At 56.7% G+C, this 16,485-nt stretch carries 15 protein-coding genes; 8 read left to right on the forward strand and 7 right to left on the reverse strand.

Going from position 1 to position 16,485, the window contains the following annotated elements; all coding sequences use genetic code 11:
- Positions 1–57: 57 nt before the first annotated feature.
- The 5 genes from mobB to moaA all read right to left on the reverse strand — a co-directional run bounded on the left by mobB (position 58) and on the right by moaA (position 4,568).
- The gene (mobB, locus tag QZ862_RS06615) at positions 58–579 is read right to left on the reverse strand and encodes a molybdopterin-guanine dinucleotide biosynthesis protein B (protein ID WP_296039485.1); all 522 of its coding nucleotides are present in this window, start codon (positions 577–579) and stop codon (positions 58–60) included.
- A complete protein-coding gene (gene mobA / locus QZ862_RS06620) occupies positions 576–1,208 on the reverse strand; it encodes a molybdenum cofactor guanylyltransferase MobA (RefSeq protein ID WP_296039486.1) in 633 nt (210 codons plus the stop codon). The genes mobB and mobA overlap by 4 nt, the downstream gene beginning before the upstream one ends.
- A complete protein-coding gene (locus QZ862_RS06625) occupies positions 1,205–2,431 on the reverse strand; it encodes a multidrug effflux MFS transporter (RefSeq protein WP_296039489.1) in 1,227 nt (408 codons plus the stop codon). The genes mobA and QZ862_RS06625 overlap by 4 nt, the downstream gene beginning before the upstream one ends.
- Complete coding sequence (locus QZ862_RS06630) at positions 2,428–3,330, reverse strand: DMT family transporter (protein ID WP_296098370.1); 903 nt, start codon at positions 3,328–3,330, stop codon at positions 2,428–2,430. Before QZ862_RS06630 ends, QZ862_RS06625 begins: the two co-directional genes overlap by 4 nt.
- 248 nt (positions 3,331–3,578) lie before the next feature.
- Positions 3,579–4,568, reverse strand: coding sequence for a GTP 3',8-cyclase MoaA (gene moaA / locus QZ862_RS06635; protein ID WP_296098587.1), 990 nt, complete (start codon positions 4,566–4,568; stop codon positions 3,579–3,581).
- 188 nt (positions 4,569–4,756) lie between these two features.
- On the opposite strand from moaA, the gene QZ862_RS06640 reads away from it, so the two are divergent.
- The 3 genes from QZ862_RS06640 to QZ862_RS06650 all read left to right on the forward strand — a co-directional run bounded on the left by QZ862_RS06640 (position 4,757) and on the right by QZ862_RS06650 (position 7,726).
- On the forward strand, positions 4,757–5,125 hold the full coding sequence (locus tag QZ862_RS06640; protein ID WP_296098372.1) for a DUF971 domain-containing protein: 369 nt from the start codon (positions 4,757–4,759) through the stop codon (positions 5,123–5,125).
- A gap of 35 nt (positions 5,126–5,160) precedes the next feature.
- A complete protein-coding gene (locus QZ862_RS06645) occupies positions 5,161–6,978 on the forward strand; it encodes a monovalent cation:proton antiporter-2 (CPA2) family protein (RefSeq protein WP_296098373.1) in 1,818 nt (605 codons plus the stop codon).
- A gap of 139 nt (positions 6,979–7,117) precedes the next feature.
- Positions 7,118–7,726, forward strand: coding sequence for a pyridoxamine 5'-phosphate oxidase family protein (locus QZ862_RS06650; RefSeq protein WP_296098375.1), 609 nt, complete (start codon positions 7,118–7,120; stop codon positions 7,724–7,726).
- Positions 7,727–7,745: 19 nt separating this feature from the next.
- On the opposite strand, the gene QZ862_RS06655 is transcribed toward QZ862_RS06650, so the two are convergent.
- Together QZ862_RS06655 and fumC are read right to left on the reverse strand one after the other, a co-directional pair.
- A complete protein-coding gene (locus tag QZ862_RS06655; RefSeq protein ID WP_296098377.1) occupies positions 7,746–8,816 on the reverse strand; it encodes a GGDEF domain-containing protein in 1,071 nt (356 codons plus the stop codon).
- A gap of 262 nt (positions 8,817–9,078) precedes the next feature.
- Complete coding sequence (fumC, locus tag QZ862_RS06660) at positions 9,079–10,470, reverse strand: class II fumarate hydratase (protein WP_296098379.1); 1,392 nt, start codon at positions 10,468–10,470, stop codon at positions 9,079–9,081.
- Between the two features lie 437 nt (positions 10,471–10,907).
- Between fumC and QZ862_RS06665 the strand changes: the two genes are divergently transcribed.
- From QZ862_RS06665 to QZ862_RS06685, 5 genes are all read left to right on the forward strand, one after another.
- Positions 10,908–12,776: a murein L,D-transpeptidase gene (locus QZ862_RS06665; protein WP_296098589.1), complete on the forward strand. Its 1,869-nt coding sequence runs from the start codon at positions 10,908–10,910 to the stop codon at positions 12,774–12,776.
- A 59-nt stretch (positions 12,777–12,835) separates the two neighbouring features.
- The gene (locus tag QZ862_RS06670; RefSeq protein ID WP_296041534.1) at positions 12,836–13,765 is read left to right on the forward strand and encodes a glutaminase; all 930 of its coding nucleotides are present in this window, start codon (positions 12,836–12,838) and stop codon (positions 13,763–13,765) included.
- A 68-nt stretch (positions 13,766–13,833) separates the two neighbouring features.
- On the forward strand, positions 13,834–14,712 hold the full coding sequence (gene ttcA / locus QZ862_RS06675) for a tRNA 2-thiocytidine(32) synthetase TtcA (protein ID WP_296098592.1): 879 nt from the start codon (positions 13,834–13,836) through the stop codon (positions 14,710–14,712).
- 44 nt (positions 14,713–14,756) lie between these two features.
- On the forward strand, positions 14,757–15,584 hold the full coding sequence (locus tag QZ862_RS06680) for an inositol monophosphatase family protein (protein ID WP_296098381.1): 828 nt from the start codon (positions 14,757–14,759) through the stop codon (positions 15,582–15,584).
- 24 nt (positions 15,585–15,608) lie between these two features.
- Complete coding sequence (locus tag QZ862_RS06685; RefSeq protein ID WP_296098383.1) at positions 15,609–16,433, forward strand: inositol monophosphatase family protein; 825 nt, start codon at positions 15,609–15,611, stop codon at positions 16,431–16,433.
- Positions 16,434–16,485 lie beyond the last annotated feature (52 nt).

Here is a 16,485-nt window from a genome sequence, read left to right on the forward strand (position 1 = left end):
CCGGGTCGTGAGGCCCGGCTTTTTCATTTCGGTCAGGTTTTTATTTCGCCGGTTTCTTCATGTTGATGGACGCTCAAGTCCGACGGTTGCTTCGATGAAGTCGGCGATCCGGACAGTGTCATCGAGGTGGAAGACCGGAAGTGTGCTCTGCGGGATCAAGTGGTCGGCAGCGATTGCAATGATATGCGGATCGTGCGGCGCCAGCGGTTCTGTTTTTGCCGCGTCTGTTCGGCGGGCCTCGATTTTGGGTACGGGCTCGTATTTGTACCCTTCGATCAAAACCAGATCGCAGGGTGCAATCCGGGACAGAATTTCTTCGAAGGAAGGTTCAGGCGCGCCGCGAAGCTCATGCATGATGGCAAATCGGGTGCCGGAAACGATCGTCACCTCATGCGCGCCAGCCTGCCGATGCCGCCAGCTATCTGCGCCCACCTTGTCGATATCGAAATCATGGTGTGCGTGTTTGATAGTGGAGACCCGGTAGCCGCGCGCAGTCAGCTCAGAGACGATGCGAACGGCGAGCCCTGTCTTACCCGAGTTCTTCCAACCGGAAATACCGAATACTTTTTGACGCGTCATGCAGACAGGCTCCGAAGGAAAGTCTCAGCCTGCGCCAGTTCTTCGGGCGTATTGACGTTGAAGAACGGATCGATGGAACTCGTAGCGCTTTCGACTGGCGGGAAAGAAACGCCTATCGTGGGGTGGCGCGCCAGGAAGCTTCGGATGCGCCGGTTATTGTCGTTTGCGAGCCATTGCTGCAGATCCTCCATAAGAGCAAGGGGCCAGAGAGCAAAGACCGGATGGACCTGGCCTTTGGAGGCCGCGATGACAATAGAGTTCTCGTCAGGCAAATGATCCAAGAGCTTCGAAGCAAGATCATCTGGAAAAAACGGGCTATCTGAAGGCACCGTCAAGATGTGGCTTGCGCTGGAAGGGTGATCTCTAAAATGCTCCAAGCCAGCGAGAATACCGGCGAGGGGGCCTGCGTGACCGATCTTTGTGTCGGGCACGAGAGGCAGGTCAAAGCCTTTTCCCCATTCGCCGACGGCGTTAAGCGCCAGTGTCGAAACCTGCGGCGCAATCTTGTCGATGACGTGGTGCAGAAGTTGTTGTTCGCCTAAGGGGCAGAGAGCCTTGTTGGAGCCCATACGCCGGGAGAGACCGCCCGCCAGTATGAGGCCGGGGAAAGCGCGCACCGTGCTCGTCATGCCTCACCTCTCGGTATATGCTGTGTGTGGCGACGTTCCTGTCTGCCCGCATAAGCGCTCGTCGCAACGGCAAGCACGCCATTCACCAGCATGACGAGGAGGAGATGTGTCGTACCGGCTTCTTCCGATAGGAGGGAAGAGGCGATAACCGACAGCATTGCTCCACCACCAATTGTCAGCGCTCCGCCAAGCCCGGAGGCGGAGCCTGCCAGATGAGGTTGGACACTCACCATGCCTGCATTGGCGCTGGGCAGTGTCACGCCGTTACCGACGCCGATCAGGGCCAGCGGAATGAAGAACTCATAGTGACTGTCGAGCTCAAGATGAAGCAGAAGATATGCGATGGCGATACCGCCAAGCGCTATCACATTGCCGGTCAGCATCATCACTGGGATACCGATTCGGCTGGCATAGCGGCCGGAGACGAAGTTGCCCAGCATGTATCCTGTCGCCATGAAGAAGAACTGCATGCCCAGCACCGCAGGCGTCAGCCCGTAGAGCACGCTGCCGACAAAAGGTGCGCCACCGAGGAACGAGAAGAACAGGCCGGAGGAGAGCGTGCAGGTTAGCGCATAACCCCAGAAACGAGTGGAGCGAAGAAGTTGCGGCCATGCTTTGAACTGCGCTGCGAAACTTGCTGACTTCTGCCGGTTGGTTTCGCCCATGTCGAAAAAGACGAGCAGCAGAACCGCAACGGCGGAGAGGCCAACAAAGGCGAAGCTTGCTTGCCAGCCAGCGAGATCATTGAGAAAGCCGCCGACGGTGGGCCCGACCATCGGAACCACCGACATTCCCATTGTGACATAACCGATCATCGAGGCGGCCTGCTCGGCTGGTACCATGTCGCGGACGATGGCCCTCGCCAGCACGAAGCCCGACGCGATCGCCGCCTGCAGAACGCGGCCGATCATGAAAACGGTGATATTCGGCGCAAAGGTACAGATGAGTGTGGCAACAATCATCAGCAGGATACTGAAGAGCATCACGGGCCTGCGCCCGAAGAGATCGGAAAGCGGTCCGATCACAAGCTGAAGCACTGCCGTTGCGGCAAGATAGCCTGAGACGGCGAATTGCATCACGGCGTAGTCGGTGCCGAAATAGTTCGACATTGCCGCAAGCGACGGCAGGAAGACATTCATGCTGAGCGCTGCGACACCCGCCACGAGGACGAGCGTGATCACATGCGGTGGGGTGGAGCGATCGAGAAAACGCGTCTTGGTCATTCGATACCCACAGCCTGTTTGGCGATCGGCGCGCGGTGACGTCTGCTTTCGCGATAGAATGTGTAGAGACCGGAGGCGACGATGATGGCTGTGCCGGACAGCGTCCAGACGTCCAGATGCTCGCCGAAGAAGAAAAGACCGATGGAGAAGGCCCAGATCATGCTGGTGTAACGGAAAGGTGCAACGAACGAAATATCGCCGCTGCGCATTGCAGTAATCACCGCCTGGTAACCGATGACGACCAGGAAAGAGGCTGCGACGAGGTGCGACCAGACGTATGCGTTCATCGGCTGCCATCCACCGAAGGGCATGATCAGTGCGGACCCAAATAACGTGTTCACGACAGTCGTCGTCATCGTCACGGCCATGGATGGAACATCGGTATACATGCGCCGGGTCAAAAGGTCGCGTCCGGCGGTCACGAACATCGCAGCCACCACAAGCAGTGCGCCGGAGGTGAAGCCCTCTGGACCAGGCCTCAGAATAACCAGAACACCAAGGAAGCCGACGAGGATGGCGGTCCAACGCCGCCAGCCCACAGGCTCTTTCAGGAAAAGTGCTGCACCAAGCGTGACGGCAAGGGGGAGCGACTGCATGATAGCCGCCACATTGGCAAACTCCATCAGGCTAAGCGCCTTGAGATAAAGAATGGAGGCCGCAACCTCGCAAAGGCAACGCAGCAGAATGATGGGCCGTAGCATGGTTGTCAGAGGGCGCAGCGCCCCCATGTGGCGCGCGATTACGTATACTAGCACGCAGGTCATCACGCCACGAACGAAGAGGATCTGTCCGGTATTGATGTAGGGCGTGACGGACTTGGTAAAAGCGTCGTTGATCGTGAAGCTTGCCATCGCCAGAGCCATCAGCAGCGCTCCGCGCGTATTGTCCGTCAATGCCATGATGTGATCCCAAGAACGACGTCGCGATGCTTTCTTCCGCAGCAGCAGCGCGAGTCCGTTCACTCCTCCAGTTTCAGAGTCGTGACATGGCGGGCGGTCGAATTCAATCCATTTAATGTAAGGGTATCAAATAATAAGCGAGCACTTCATTTTGCGCTCTTGGACGCACGAAGGATCATCGTTCTTCGTCGGCTCCGCGCGTCGTGCTGTGCCAAGATCAGTTCCGGCTTGATGCTCGGGTGGAGACATCAGCCGCCGGTAACGCTCATGTGGCGAGCGACAGCGGGACGCTTGCGATCCCGGTCGATGATGAAGTCGTGGCCCTTGGGTTTACGGAGAATGGCGTCGTCGATTGCCTGTGACAATAGCACGTCGCCATCTGAGGCGCGTAGCGCCGCTCTCAGATCCGCCGCATCGTCTTGGCCAAGGCACATATAGAGTGTGCCGGTGCAGGTAATGCGCACTCGATTGCAGCTCTCGCAGAAATTGTGTGTCATCGGCGTGATGAAGCCAAGACGTCCACCGGTTTCCCTGACCTCGACATAACGGGCTGGGCCGCCCGTCTTGTAAGGAATATCGGTAAGTGTGAACCGTTCTTCGAGCGATGCGCGAACTTGCGAAAGCGGCAGGTAACGATCCGTGCGGTCTTCTTCGATCTCGCCCATCGGCATGGTTTCAATTACGGTCAGATCCATGCCGCGCGCGTGGGCAAAACGCATGAGTTCGGGAATTTCGTGCTCGTTGAAGTCTTTCAGCGCCACTGCATTGAGCTTGATCTTGATGCCTGACGCGAGAGCCGCGTCAATGCCGGCCATCACCTTGGAGAAATCACCCCAACGGGTGATCTGTCGGAACTTCTCCGCATCGAGCGTATCCAGCGACACGTTGATCCGGCGCACGCCGCAATCATAAAGCTCGGCGGCATGGGCACCAAGTTGCGAGCCATTGGTGGTCAGCGTCAGCTCTTCCAGTCGGCCGGTTTCAAGATGGCGACCGAGATTGCGGATGAGATGCATGATATTCTTGCGCACTAGGGGTTCACCGCCTGTCAGGCGCAGCTTGCGCACGCCCTTGGCGATGAAGGCGGAACAGAGCCGGTCGAGTTCTTCGAGCGTCAGCAGATCCTTCTTCGGCAGGAAGGTCATGTGCTCCGACATGCAATAGGTACAGCGAAAATCGCAGCGGTCCGTGACCGAGACCCGCAAGTATGTGACCGCCCGGCCGAAGGGGTCGATCATCGGGCCATCGGCCTTGGCGATTGCTTGAGGTTGCCCGAGATGCGTCACAACGCTGTTCAAGCGGATCTCTCCATGTTCAGGGATATTGTGCCAGTGGCCTGGGGTCGTTGTTTCACAACATGTAATGTCTTGCCTGTAAGCCGACAAGGCCATACTTGTTCCCTACCTTTAACGTGATGGAAATCGACATGAGTGAAGCTTGGCCCACCGAATTGCGGGTTTCCAAGGATCGCAAGCATCTGACCGTGCTGTTCGACAGCGGCGTATCTCATACGCTTCCTGCTGAAATGCTTCGCGTCTTGTCCCCTTCTGCGGAAGTTCAGGGACACGGTCCAGGGCAGAAGACTACTGTGCCGGGCAAGCGCGATGTTGCGATCCGCAATGTGGTCGCGACGGGCAATTATGCCGTGCGCATCGCATTCGATGACGGGCATGACAGCGGCATCTTCACCTGGCGTTACCTTCAGGAACTGGGCGAAAAAGGAGACGCACTGTTCCAGACTTACGAACAGGAACTGGCGGAAAAGGGCTTGAGCAGGGAGCCGCGGTTCCGTTAGGGAAGTTGCATATGATTTCAACGTAGAGGTGACACTTGGCCGTCGAGGGAAATGCGAATGATCTGGCCCAAGTGGTCGTCCTGCTCGCCGCCGGTGTGGCGGCCGCCCCCATTTTCAAACGCATCGGTCTCGGCTCGGTTCTTGGGTATCTCGCAGCGGGCCTCGTTATCGGTCCTTTCGGACTAGGCGCATTTTCCGATCCGCAGGCCATTATACATATCGCCGAACTCGGCGTGGTCATGTTCCTCTTCATCATCGGTCTCGAGATGCAGCCATCAAGGCTGTGGTCCATGCGAAAAGATATTTTTGGTCTGGGCGCCCTTCAGGTCATAATCTGTATCGGCGGTCTGACGATGATCGGCGTGGTTTTCGGATATCCGGTCATTTTCTCTTTTGTAGCGGGAACTGGATTTGTACTCACATCGACGGCCATCGTCATGCAGATGCTGCAGGAGCGCGGCAGCCTTTCGACGCTGAAGGGACAGCGCATCATCGCCATTCTGCTCTTCGAGGATCTGGCGATCGTGCCGCTATTGGTGCTCGTCACGTTTCTGGGCGCAGGCGGCGAAGAAGTCGCGATGAGTGAGCGGCTCCTGTCTTTCGGTATCGCGCTTGCTGCGACGGTTGCTCTGGTTTTCGCCGGGCGTTATCTGCTCAATCCTCTTTTTCGTCTATTGGCCGCCTCCGGTGCGCGTGAGGTGATGACGGCTGCGGCGCTGCTTGTCGTGCTTGGATCAGCGCTTCTCATGCAGGTCAGCGGGCTTTCCATGGCGATGGGAGCGTTTCTTGCCGGCGTTCTTCTATCGGAATCGGCTTTCCGTCACCAGTTGGAAGCCGATATCGAGCCGTTCCGTGGCATTCTGCTTGGCCTGTTCTTTCTCGGTGTGGGCATGGCGATCGATCTTTCGGTCATTGCGACGAACTGGAAGATCGTAGTCGTTGGCGTCATCGCGTACATGCTCGTCAAAGCGCTGTTGATTTACAGTGTCGCAAGGCTTGTGGGTACCTGCCAGCGTGAAGCCATCGAGCGTGCCGCACTGATGGCGCAGGGCGGTGAATTTGCCTTCGTTCTTTATTCCGCCGCAGCGACCGCCGGTATTCTGAACGCAGAAGCAAACGCTGTGCTGACTGCGATGATCATCATTTCGATGATCCTGACGCCGTTGATGGTGATCGTCCACGATCGTGTCATGCCGGCTGCAAAGCCCAATACGGACGGCCTTGAACTTCCTGAAAATGTCGAAGGCAGTATTCTCATCATCGGCTTCGGCCGGTTTGGCCAGATCGTAAGCCAGCCGCTTTTGGCACGTGGCTACATGTTGTCGCTGATCGACAAGGATGCGGACTTCGTCCGCGATGCGGCTGATTTTGGTTTCAAAGTCTATTATGGCGATGGTGCGCGCTCGGAAATCCTCCATGCAGCGGGGGCTGCGACGGCGCGTGCCGTTTTGATCTGCGTCGATGACAAAGAGGCGGCGGTTCGCATCGCGGAGATCGTCAAGCATGAGTTTCCGCTGGTGCCGGTGCTGGCGCGCGCTTTCGATCGCGGTCATGCCATCGACCTGGTCAAAGCAGGCGTCGATTATCAAATCCGCGAGACCTACGAATCGGCACTCGATTTCAGTGAGAAGGTTTTGGCCTCCGTCGGCGAGAGGCAGGAGATTGCCGAAAGTCTGGTCGAAGAGTTTCGCGATGTCGACGCGGAGCGCTTCGCCATGGAAGTTGTCGGCGGCATATATGCGGGTCGCTCGCTCGTGCGCGGTAATGCATCACCTGCCGATCTCGTAGCGGCAAGGACGGCGCGTGAGCGCGCTGAACGTGAAGCACGCGAAGAAGCAGAGCAAGATGGCTGACTTCAGTCGAAAAATGGCGTTGCTACACATGGTCGTCGCGAAAGTTGGCCGCAGTTCGGACGCCGACATGCTATCGAACACAGCAGGATGGGGAGCGCCGCGAGAGATCGCAGAGCGCTCTGAAAAGGAGTAAGAAAAAATGGGAGTTATTCGCTCGGTCGAGGAACTGAAGGCCATCTATGACGGCTGTTCCGAGGCATCTTTGATCAAGGTGACGTCGCATCTCACCCCCGAATATCGCCAGATGATCGAAGCAGCGCCGTTTTTGGCGCTTGCGACGGTTGGACCGGAGGGAATGGACTGCTCCCCACGTGGAGACAAGGGTGGCGTCGTTCGGGTTCAGGATGACAAGACCGTTCTACTTCCGGACTGGCGGGGCAATAATCGAGTGGATTCGCTGATGAATATCGTACGTGACCCGAGAGTTGCGCTGATGTTCCTCGTGCCTGGTTCCACCACGACCATGCGCATCAATGGAAGCGCCTTTGTCTCGGCAGAGCCCGCTCTCCTCGAAAGCTTTACGATGGATGGAAAACATCCACGCACCGTTACGGTGGTGACGATCAATGAAGTCTACTTTCAATGCGCCCGCGCCCTGATCCGTTCAGAGCTCTGGCATCCGCAAAACTTCATCGATCCGGCGTCGCTTCCGACGCCAGGTGCATTGCTCAAGGCAGCCAAGACGGATTTCGATCAGGACAGCTACGATAAGGAATGGCCGGAAAGGGCTGCAAAAACAATGTGGTAGGACGTCCGGATCACGCAGATCAGGTCCGGTAGATCAGCCAGCCTTTACCGGTGTAATTCTTCTGCATGCCTTCTTCGAACAGGATCGTGCGGTTGCGGCCACTGCTTTTCGCATTATAAAGCGCAACATCGGAATTCGTGTAAAGATCGACCGGGTTTTGGGCCTGTGTTGCTATTGCATAGCCGATTGAAATAGTGATCTGACCGTAATCGATACCAGTCTTCGAGTTTCTGAACGGGGTTTTTTCAAGCGCCACTCGGATACGCTCGCACATTTCCCTGACTTCATCGGCATTCATCTTCTCAGCTATGATCGCAAATTCCTCGCCGCCTGTGCGTGCAACGAAGAGTTCGCCTCGAACGGACTTGCGAATGACGGAGGCGACGCTTGCGAGGATTTTATCGCCGACGGGATGACCATAGGTGTCGTTGATGCGCTTGAAGTTGTCCACGTCCAGCAGCACAAGGGAGGAAAGGTGAAGACCGATGCTCGTATCATACACACCCGCAAGCTTCTCATCGAAGGCTCTGCGATTGGAGAGGCGGGTCAGAGAATCTGTATTGGCGATGCGCTTGTATTCGTCCAGTTCGAGACGGACCTGCTGCATCTCTTCAGCATGCCGATTCAAGTCCTTGGAACGTGTCTCTCCTTGGGAAATCTTGTTGCCCGTGGCTTCTGCAAGAATGGATATCGCTGCGCTGACGATAGAGGTGCTCGTCGCGCTTTTTACCGAGATGCGTTCACGGGTTTCGTCCAGAACACGGTTATATTTTTCCAGGCTCGATTGTTCCTGTTTCAGGACCGTCAGCAAAGCTTCCAGTTCTAGATGAAGCCTCTCGTGGACGTTCTCGATAATCCTGCTGTGGCCTTGGTTGAAAAAGCGAGCACCAAGTTCATCCAGCTCTTCCTGAGTTACCGTACTGCCAAATCGAAGCAGTTCTTTCGAAAGCGCAGGGTTTGAGCCGATAAACGCCTCGTAGAAAAGATTGTAGTTACGCGGAATTGGTGCAACGCCCATGTTGCGCATGGCAAGAAGAATCTGACTGGCAACATCAGCGCCGGGCATGGTCAGTGTCGATCCCGTACTCATCAGGCGTCCCCATGTAATCTTGTTGTAACCGGCGCATCCTCAACGACAGTTCTCCCAAACTTACCGTTGATGCTGCATTGACAGGCCGGCCCGTTCTCAAGTTCAGCCTCTTGCGGGAGTCGCTGGAGAACATAGTATTGCTTTATAAGCTCACCAAGATTTTATCTACGAAAATTATTGTCTGTAAACAGGCATTTCGTTGGGCAGTAGACAGCACGAGTAGGTCAGACAACGGGACATGCCCGTTGTCTGACCATGGTCTTTATTTGGGGCCGATCATGTTCTCGGGACGAACATACTGATCGAACTCCTCGTTCGTAAGATATCCACCGCCGACAGCCTCTTCACGCAACGTCGTGCCGTTTTTGTGAGCAGTCTTGGCGATCTTGGCGCAAGCATCGTAGCCGAGCTTGGTGTTGAGTGCTGTGACCAGCATCAGCGAGTTTTCCACACCCTTGCGAATGTTGTCTTCGCGCGCTTCGATGCCCACCACGCAATTGTCGGTGAAGGACACCGCTGCATCGCCCAGGAGCTGAACGGACTGCAGGAAGTTGTAGGCCATCATTGGATTATAGACGTTGAGCTCGAAATGGCCCTGCGATCCAGCAAAGGTAATGGCAGCCTGGTTTCCGAAGACGTGAGCACAAACCTGCGTCAGCGCTTCGGACTGGGTGGGGTTGACCTTGCCCGGCATAATCGATGAACCCGGTTCGTTCTCCGGCAGCGACAGTTCGCCAAGACCTGCGCGCGGGCCGGAACCAAGGAAGCGGATATCGTTGGCGATCTTGAAGAGTGCCGCAGCCGCAGCGGCGATCGCGCCGTGCGAGAAGACCATTGCATCATGCGCGGCGAGTGCCTCGAACTTGTTCGGCGCGGTGACGAAGGACAGGCCTGTAATGGCCGCAATTTCCTCGGCGACTTTCTCCGCGAAGCCGATGGGTGCGTTCAGCCCGGTACCAACGGCGGTTCCACCCTGGGCGAGTTCGCAAAGGCCCGGCAGCGTCAATTCGATGCGCTTGATCGACGAGGCGACCTGCGCTGCGTAGCCGGAAAACTCCTGACCAAGCGTCAACGGCGTCGCGTCCTGTGTGTGGGTGCGTCCGATCTTGATGATGTGGGCGAAATCCTTCGCCTTCTTGTCTAGAGCAGCATGAAGATGCTTCAGTCCAGGCAGGAGATGATGGACGATTTGTTCGGCGCAGGCGATGTGCATGGCCGTCGGATAGGTATCGTTGGACGACTGGCTCATGTTGACATGATCGTTGGGATGGACGGGCTTCTTGGAACCCATCACGCCGCCGAGCATCTCGATTGCCCGGTTGGAGATCACCTCATTGGCATTCATATTGGACTGCGTGCCCGAGCCCGTCTGCCAGACGACGAGCGGGAAGTGCTCGTTCAGTTTGCCATCGATGACTTCCTGAGCGGCCTTGATGATAGTGTCGCCGAGCTTCGCATCCAGACCGCCCAGCGCCATGTTGGCGCGCGCTGCGGCCTGTTTGACGATGCCAAGTGCACGGATGACGGATGTGGGCTGCTTTTCCCAGCCGATCTTGAAATTGCCGAGCGACCGCTGGGCCTGCGCGCCCCAATAGCGATCGCTGGCGACTTCGATCGGCCCAAATGTATCGGTTTCGGTGCGTGTGGCTGTCATCGGTCCTGCCTCTCCATTGTGTTCCTTCAGCAGGACGCTATCTCCGCTCGCCCTGCGCGCGCAGACATATAGAGCTATCCCGCAAGCGTGGAAAGCCTCAGTCGCAGCGGGGCGTCAGATTTCGTCGCAGATTCGAAAGTCGATCGGCGTGACTTTTGGGTGACGTTTTTGAAGCGGTCACTCTCACCATTGAGACCCCATGCCTCACGAAAAAACATCTTGCTGCAATGCTGCGAAATTAAAGAGAAATTTAACTATTCCTGCCAAAAATTAAGGAGATTGCCGGAGATTTTTTTGACTAACGGCAGAACGATTCTGGCACGAGATCGGACTTTGCGCGTTTTCTTTCCAAGTGAAGCTCAATCCGCTAGACAGACAATGGTTTATTCGCGCTTCGATGGATGCGGGCGCTGGACGCAATGAGGAACAAATTGCAGATCACTTCAGGAAAAAAATCGGCGGCGTTCATACTGGCTCTCGGTGTTTCCGTCTCTGCGGGCATTCCCGCTCCCGCCAGCGCAATCACTCTCATGGATCTGCTTCGCGGCGGACCTGGTAAAGTGGAGCGCGAACGTCAGGACCGCGGTCTTCCTGGCGTCGTGCAGCAAAGCGCGCCCGCCGGGCGCGATATGGATCCTGAGCCTGCACCGCGTATCTCCGGTCCGCGCTATTACACGTATAAGGCCGACGGCACGCTTGCGGTCGACACATCTAAATTCGGACCTGATTACGCAGGCGTAAAGCTGTCGGCGACACCGGAAATCGCAAAGGCATTGGAGGCCTATTATGCAGGCGGCGCAAAGCCGATCTGGGTGTCCAATGGGGATATCAATGAGCGGGCTTCTGCCGTGCTCGCTTTCTTCGAAACCGTAGGCGAAAGTGGTCTGGATCCAGCGGATTACGGTATCTCCGCGCCATCTTCCGACGTGACCGCCAGCATCGCCGACGAGCCACAGGCAGCCGTGCAGACGGTTAGCGTTGCCGAAACCGAAACCAAGCCAGTCAACCGTTCGATGATGCAATTCGAGCTGGCGCTTTCGGCAAAAGTTCTCGGCTACGTTCAGGACACCACAAGGGGCAGGGTCGATCCGAACAAGCTTTCCGGCTACCATGATTTTAAGCGCAAGACCGTCAATCTGGCGCCGGTTTTGAAGCTTACTGCTTTGAGCCCAGACGTGACGGCCTATTTGCGGTCTCGCGAACCGTCCAATCCGGAATACAAAGCGCTGAAGGCTGAGTTGGTAAAGCTTCTGGATGAACACAAGTCTGGTGAGGGCAAGATTGCTGTTCCCGCCGATCTGGTTCTGAAACCCGGCGAGGATAATCCCGAAGTGGCGAATGTGGTGAAAGCCATTCAGCATCGCTCTTCCGAGGCATTGAAGAGCGAGCATGCTGCGGCACTTTCCGCCTCGCAGCAGTCCACACAATACACGCCGGAACTGGTGGAGCTAGTCAAGGCATTCCAGAGTGAAAACGGTCTTAAGGCCGACGGAGTGATCGGCCGCGCAACTGTTAGGGCGATGACCGGCGACAGCAACGAGGCCAAGATCGCCAAGCTTCAAGTGGCGATGGAGCAGGTCCGCTGGCTGCCTGCCGATCTTGGTGACCGCTATGTGCTCATCAACCAGCCCGCCTTCATGGCTTACTACCATGATCAGGGCAAAGAGCAGTTCGGTATGAAGGTGGTCATCGGGTCGAAGACCAACCAGACCTACTTCTTCCAGGATGAAATCCAGACGGTAGAATTCAACCCCTATTGGGGCGTTCCACAGTCGATCATCGTCAACGAAATGCTGCCGAAGCTTCGCAACGATCCGTCCTATCTCGATCGTCTTGGCTATGAAGTTACGGTCAATGGCCGTGCCGTGTCATCGTCAAGCGTCAACTGGTATGGCTCGACCAAGGCAATCTCGGTTCGTCAGCCTCCGAGCAGCGACAATGCGCTGGGCGATCTCAAGATCCTCTTCCCCAATAGCCATGCCATCTACATGCATGACACGCCATCGAAGAGCTTCTTCAACCGCGATATGCGCGCTCTGAGCCATGGCTGTATCCGCCTTGTTGACCCACGTCGCATGGCGGCAGCGGTTCTCGGCACGACGATCGACAACGTCAACAAGCAGATTGCTGGTGGCGAAAACCGTGCCGTGTCAGTGCCTGTCAAAATTCCGGTCTATGTCGCCTATTTTACCGCATGGCCCGACAAGGATGGCAAGGTGCAGTATTTCGACGACGTTTACGATCGTGACAGCTACGTGATGAAGGCGTTCGCCATCACCACAAAGGCACGTTCAACCTCCATCTAAGGCGGTCATACATCTAGCAAAAGCGCCCCACGGGCGCTTTTTCTGTATCGGGGCAGGGTATGCAGAATATTCAGACGGTCATCGATTCCATCTATGACGAGATGAAAAACCATCTCGGTGAAGGGAAGGTCGCGGATTATATTCCCGAACTCGCCAAGGTTGATCCGAAGCAGTTCGGCATTGCCGTCACCACAGTCGAAGGCGAGACCTTCGTTGCAGGCGACGCCATCGTGCCTTTCTCGATCCAGAGTATCTCCAAAGTCTTCATGCTGACTCTTGCGCTCGGCAAGGCCGGTGAGTCCGTCTGGAAGCGCGTTGGCCGAGAGCCTTCCGGCTCATCGTTCAATTCTATCGTTCAGTTGGAACATGAACACGGCATTCCCCGCAACCCGTTCGTCAATGCAGGCGCGATCGTGGTCACCGACATGGTACTTGCTGGACATCAGCCGCGAGAAGCTATTGGTGAACTCCTGCGCTTCGTTCGCTATCTCGCCAATGACGATACGATCTCGATCGATAACACCGTCGCCAAATCCGAGCAGGCAACCGGTTTTCGCAACTTTGCGCTCGCAAACTTCATGCGCAGTTTTGGCAATATCCATCATCCGGTGGACCATACGCTCGGCGTTTACTTTCACCAGTGCGCGCTCTCGATGAACTGCGTGCAGTTGGCGCGGGCAGGGCTCTTCCTGGCCAATCGCGGACGCAATCCACTGACGGGGCATTCGGTGGTTTCTGATCGCAGGGCGCGTCGTATCAATGCCCTTATGCTCACTTGCGGCCATTATGATGGATCGGGCGACTTTGCTTACCACGTCGGTCTTCCCGGCAAGAGCGGCGTCGGCGGCGGTATTCTGGCGGTGGCGCCCGGCAAGGCTTCAATAGCCGTCTGGTCGCCGGGTCTCAACAAGGTGGGCAACTCCGCGCTTGGCTCGGATGCGCTCGAAATGCTGGCGAACCGCATGGGCTGGTCGGTATTCGGGGCTTGATCTTGCGCCTATATGAGGGCATTCCCTGTCCCTAGCCGCTTCAATGCGGATAGGACAGCGAGATGACCATGACCATTGCCGCCAATATCGATGACATTCAGGAAGCCGGCGAGGTCGAAGAGGCTGGTGGTGCCCATCCGCTCTTTGCCGATGCGCCGCGTTCGGTCTCCTTCAACAAGCTGCGCAAGCGGTTGTTGCGAAACGTGCGACAGGCTTTCGATGATTTCGGCATGTTGAACGGGCAAAAGCGCTGGCTGGTTGGTCTTTCCGGCGGCAAGGACAGCTATGGTCTTCTCGCGCTCCTGCTCGATCTCAAGTGGCGCGGTCTTTTGCCGGTTGAGTTGATCGCCTGCAATCTCGACCAAGGGCAGCCGAACTTCCCAAAACATATCCTGCCCGACTATCTGACGAAGATCGGGATGCCGCATCGCATCGAATATCGCGATACCTATTCGATCGTGAAAGAGAAGGTCCCGGAAGGAGCCACCTACTGCTCCCTCTGTTCGCGTCTTCGTCGTGGCAATCTTTACCGCATCGCACGGGAAGAGGGCTGCGACGCGCTGCTGCTCGGTCACCACCGCGAAGACATTCTGGAAACCTTCTTCATGAATTTCTTCCATGGTGGCCGGCTTGCCGGCATGCCGGCGAAGCTGATGAATGATGAGGGTGACTTGATGGTGCTGCGCCCGCTCGCCTATTGCGCCGAGGACGATCTAGCAAAATTTGCTACCGCGATGGAGTTTCCCATCATACCCTGCGATCTCTGCGGCTCTCAGGACGGTTTGCAGCGAAATGCCATGAAGGACATGCTAGCCGATATCGAGCGCCGCATGCCGGGCCGCAAGGACGTGATGTTGCGCGCGCTCGCCCACGTCAATCCTTCGCATTTGCTTGATACGAAACTCTTTGACTTTTCCGGTCTAACTGTCACCGATCCGTCATCCTAGAGAGGTAGGTGAGGCACATTCCTCACCTTTTCAGATTGCCTTCGATGACCCTTTCCGATTCAGATATTGATTTCCTCGTCGCGACTGTCGCCGATGCTGGCGCGAGTGAAATCATGCCACGCTTTCGCAATCTCAGCGCTTCTGCCATTTCCGAGAAGACGTCGGCTGTAGATTTGGTTACGGAAGCCGATATACTTGCTGAAAAGCGCATCACTGCAGCTTTGTTGCAGCGATTTCCCTCTGCTCATATTGTTGGGGAAGAAGCCTATGATGCGGATCGTTCCGTCATCCCCGCTCTGCGTGATGCGCCGCTTGCCTTCGTGATCGACCCGGTCGACGGTACGTTCAACTTTGCGTCCGGCTTTCCAGCCTTTGGAACGCTTCTTGCCGTGACCGTCAAAGGTGAAACGGTCGCTGGCATCATTCATGATCCAGTGATGGGCGATAGCATCGTCTCGGTCAAAGGCGCCGGCGCCGTGCTGAAGCGCGAAAACGGCAGCGAAGCGAAAATGCGAGTCGCCGAGGCGGTCGGTCTTACGGATATGGTCGGTATTTTTTCTTGGGGGCACAGCCATCCGGACCGCCGGCCGATGATCGCGGCCAACATGGCGAAGACGAAAATGGCGCTGTCGTTGAATTGCTCGGCGCACGAATACTGGTTGGTGGCAGCCGGCAAGCTGCATTTCATCGGTCATGAGAAGCTTATGCCTTGGGACCATCTGGCAGGCGTGCTAACCCATCAGGAAGCAGGCGGCCACACGGCAAAGCTCGATGGTACGCCCTATCGTCCGGGAGATATTGAGGGCGGCATCCTCTCCGCACCCGACAGGGAAAGCTGGAAGATGCTGCGCCGGGAAATTCTCGGTCTTTGATCTGAATATGTAAAGGAACCGCCCATGTCCGTGGAACTCGACATCGCCTCGCTGGCCAATGCCCTTCAGGAAGCCGCAGCGGTGGAAATCCTGCCGCGATTTCGCAATCTCGGAGAGGGTGACGTGCGGGTAAAAACCGAAGCGATCGATCTGGTCACTGAGGCCGACGAGGCGGCGGAGCGTTTGATCCGCGCCCGTGTTGCCGAGTTCATGCCCGATGCTCTTTTCGTCGGCGAGGAAGCGGTCGCGGCAGATCCATCGCTGCTGGACAAACTCGGCGACGCTGACCTTGTCGTGGTCGTCGACCCCATCGACGGAACCTATAACTTCGCTGCCGGATTGCCGCTGTTCGGTGTGATGCTGAGCGTCGTCTCCAAGGGTGAGACCGTTGCGGGTATCATCTTCGATCCGATGGGCAATGACTGGGTCATTGCGGAAAAAGGCTCTGGAGCCTGGCTTTGCAGTGCGGATGGCTCCCAGACCCAGTTGCAGGTGGTTCCTTCACCGGAACTGTCGCAGATGGTCGGTATTGCCAATACAGGCTACTTCGACGTCGAGACGCGCCGTCGCATCTTAAACAATCTCGCCGATGTCCGGCTCTTCACCAGTTATCGCTGCGCAGCGCACGAATACCGCATCTTCTGCGGCGGCCACATGCACTTCCTGATGTACAACAAGCTGATGCCTTGGGATCATCTGGCTGGCACACTGATTTCGCAGGAAGCGGGTGCTTACGCTGCCCGCTTCGACGGTTCTCTTTATCTGCCAAACCATGTGAGTGGCGGCTTGCTGCTGGCTCCGGATAAAGAGACGTGGACAGTTCTGCGCGAGCGGATTTTTACGGTGTGATCTGCTGACACATTGCACGAAGATGGGCGCGGTTGTTGTGACAACCGCGCCC

The sequence above is a fragment of the uncultured Agrobacterium sp. genome, assembly GCA_913777615.1.
In the GTDB taxonomy this organism is placed as follows: Bacteria; Pseudomonadota; Alphaproteobacteria; order Rhizobiales; family Rhizobiaceae; genus Agrobacterium.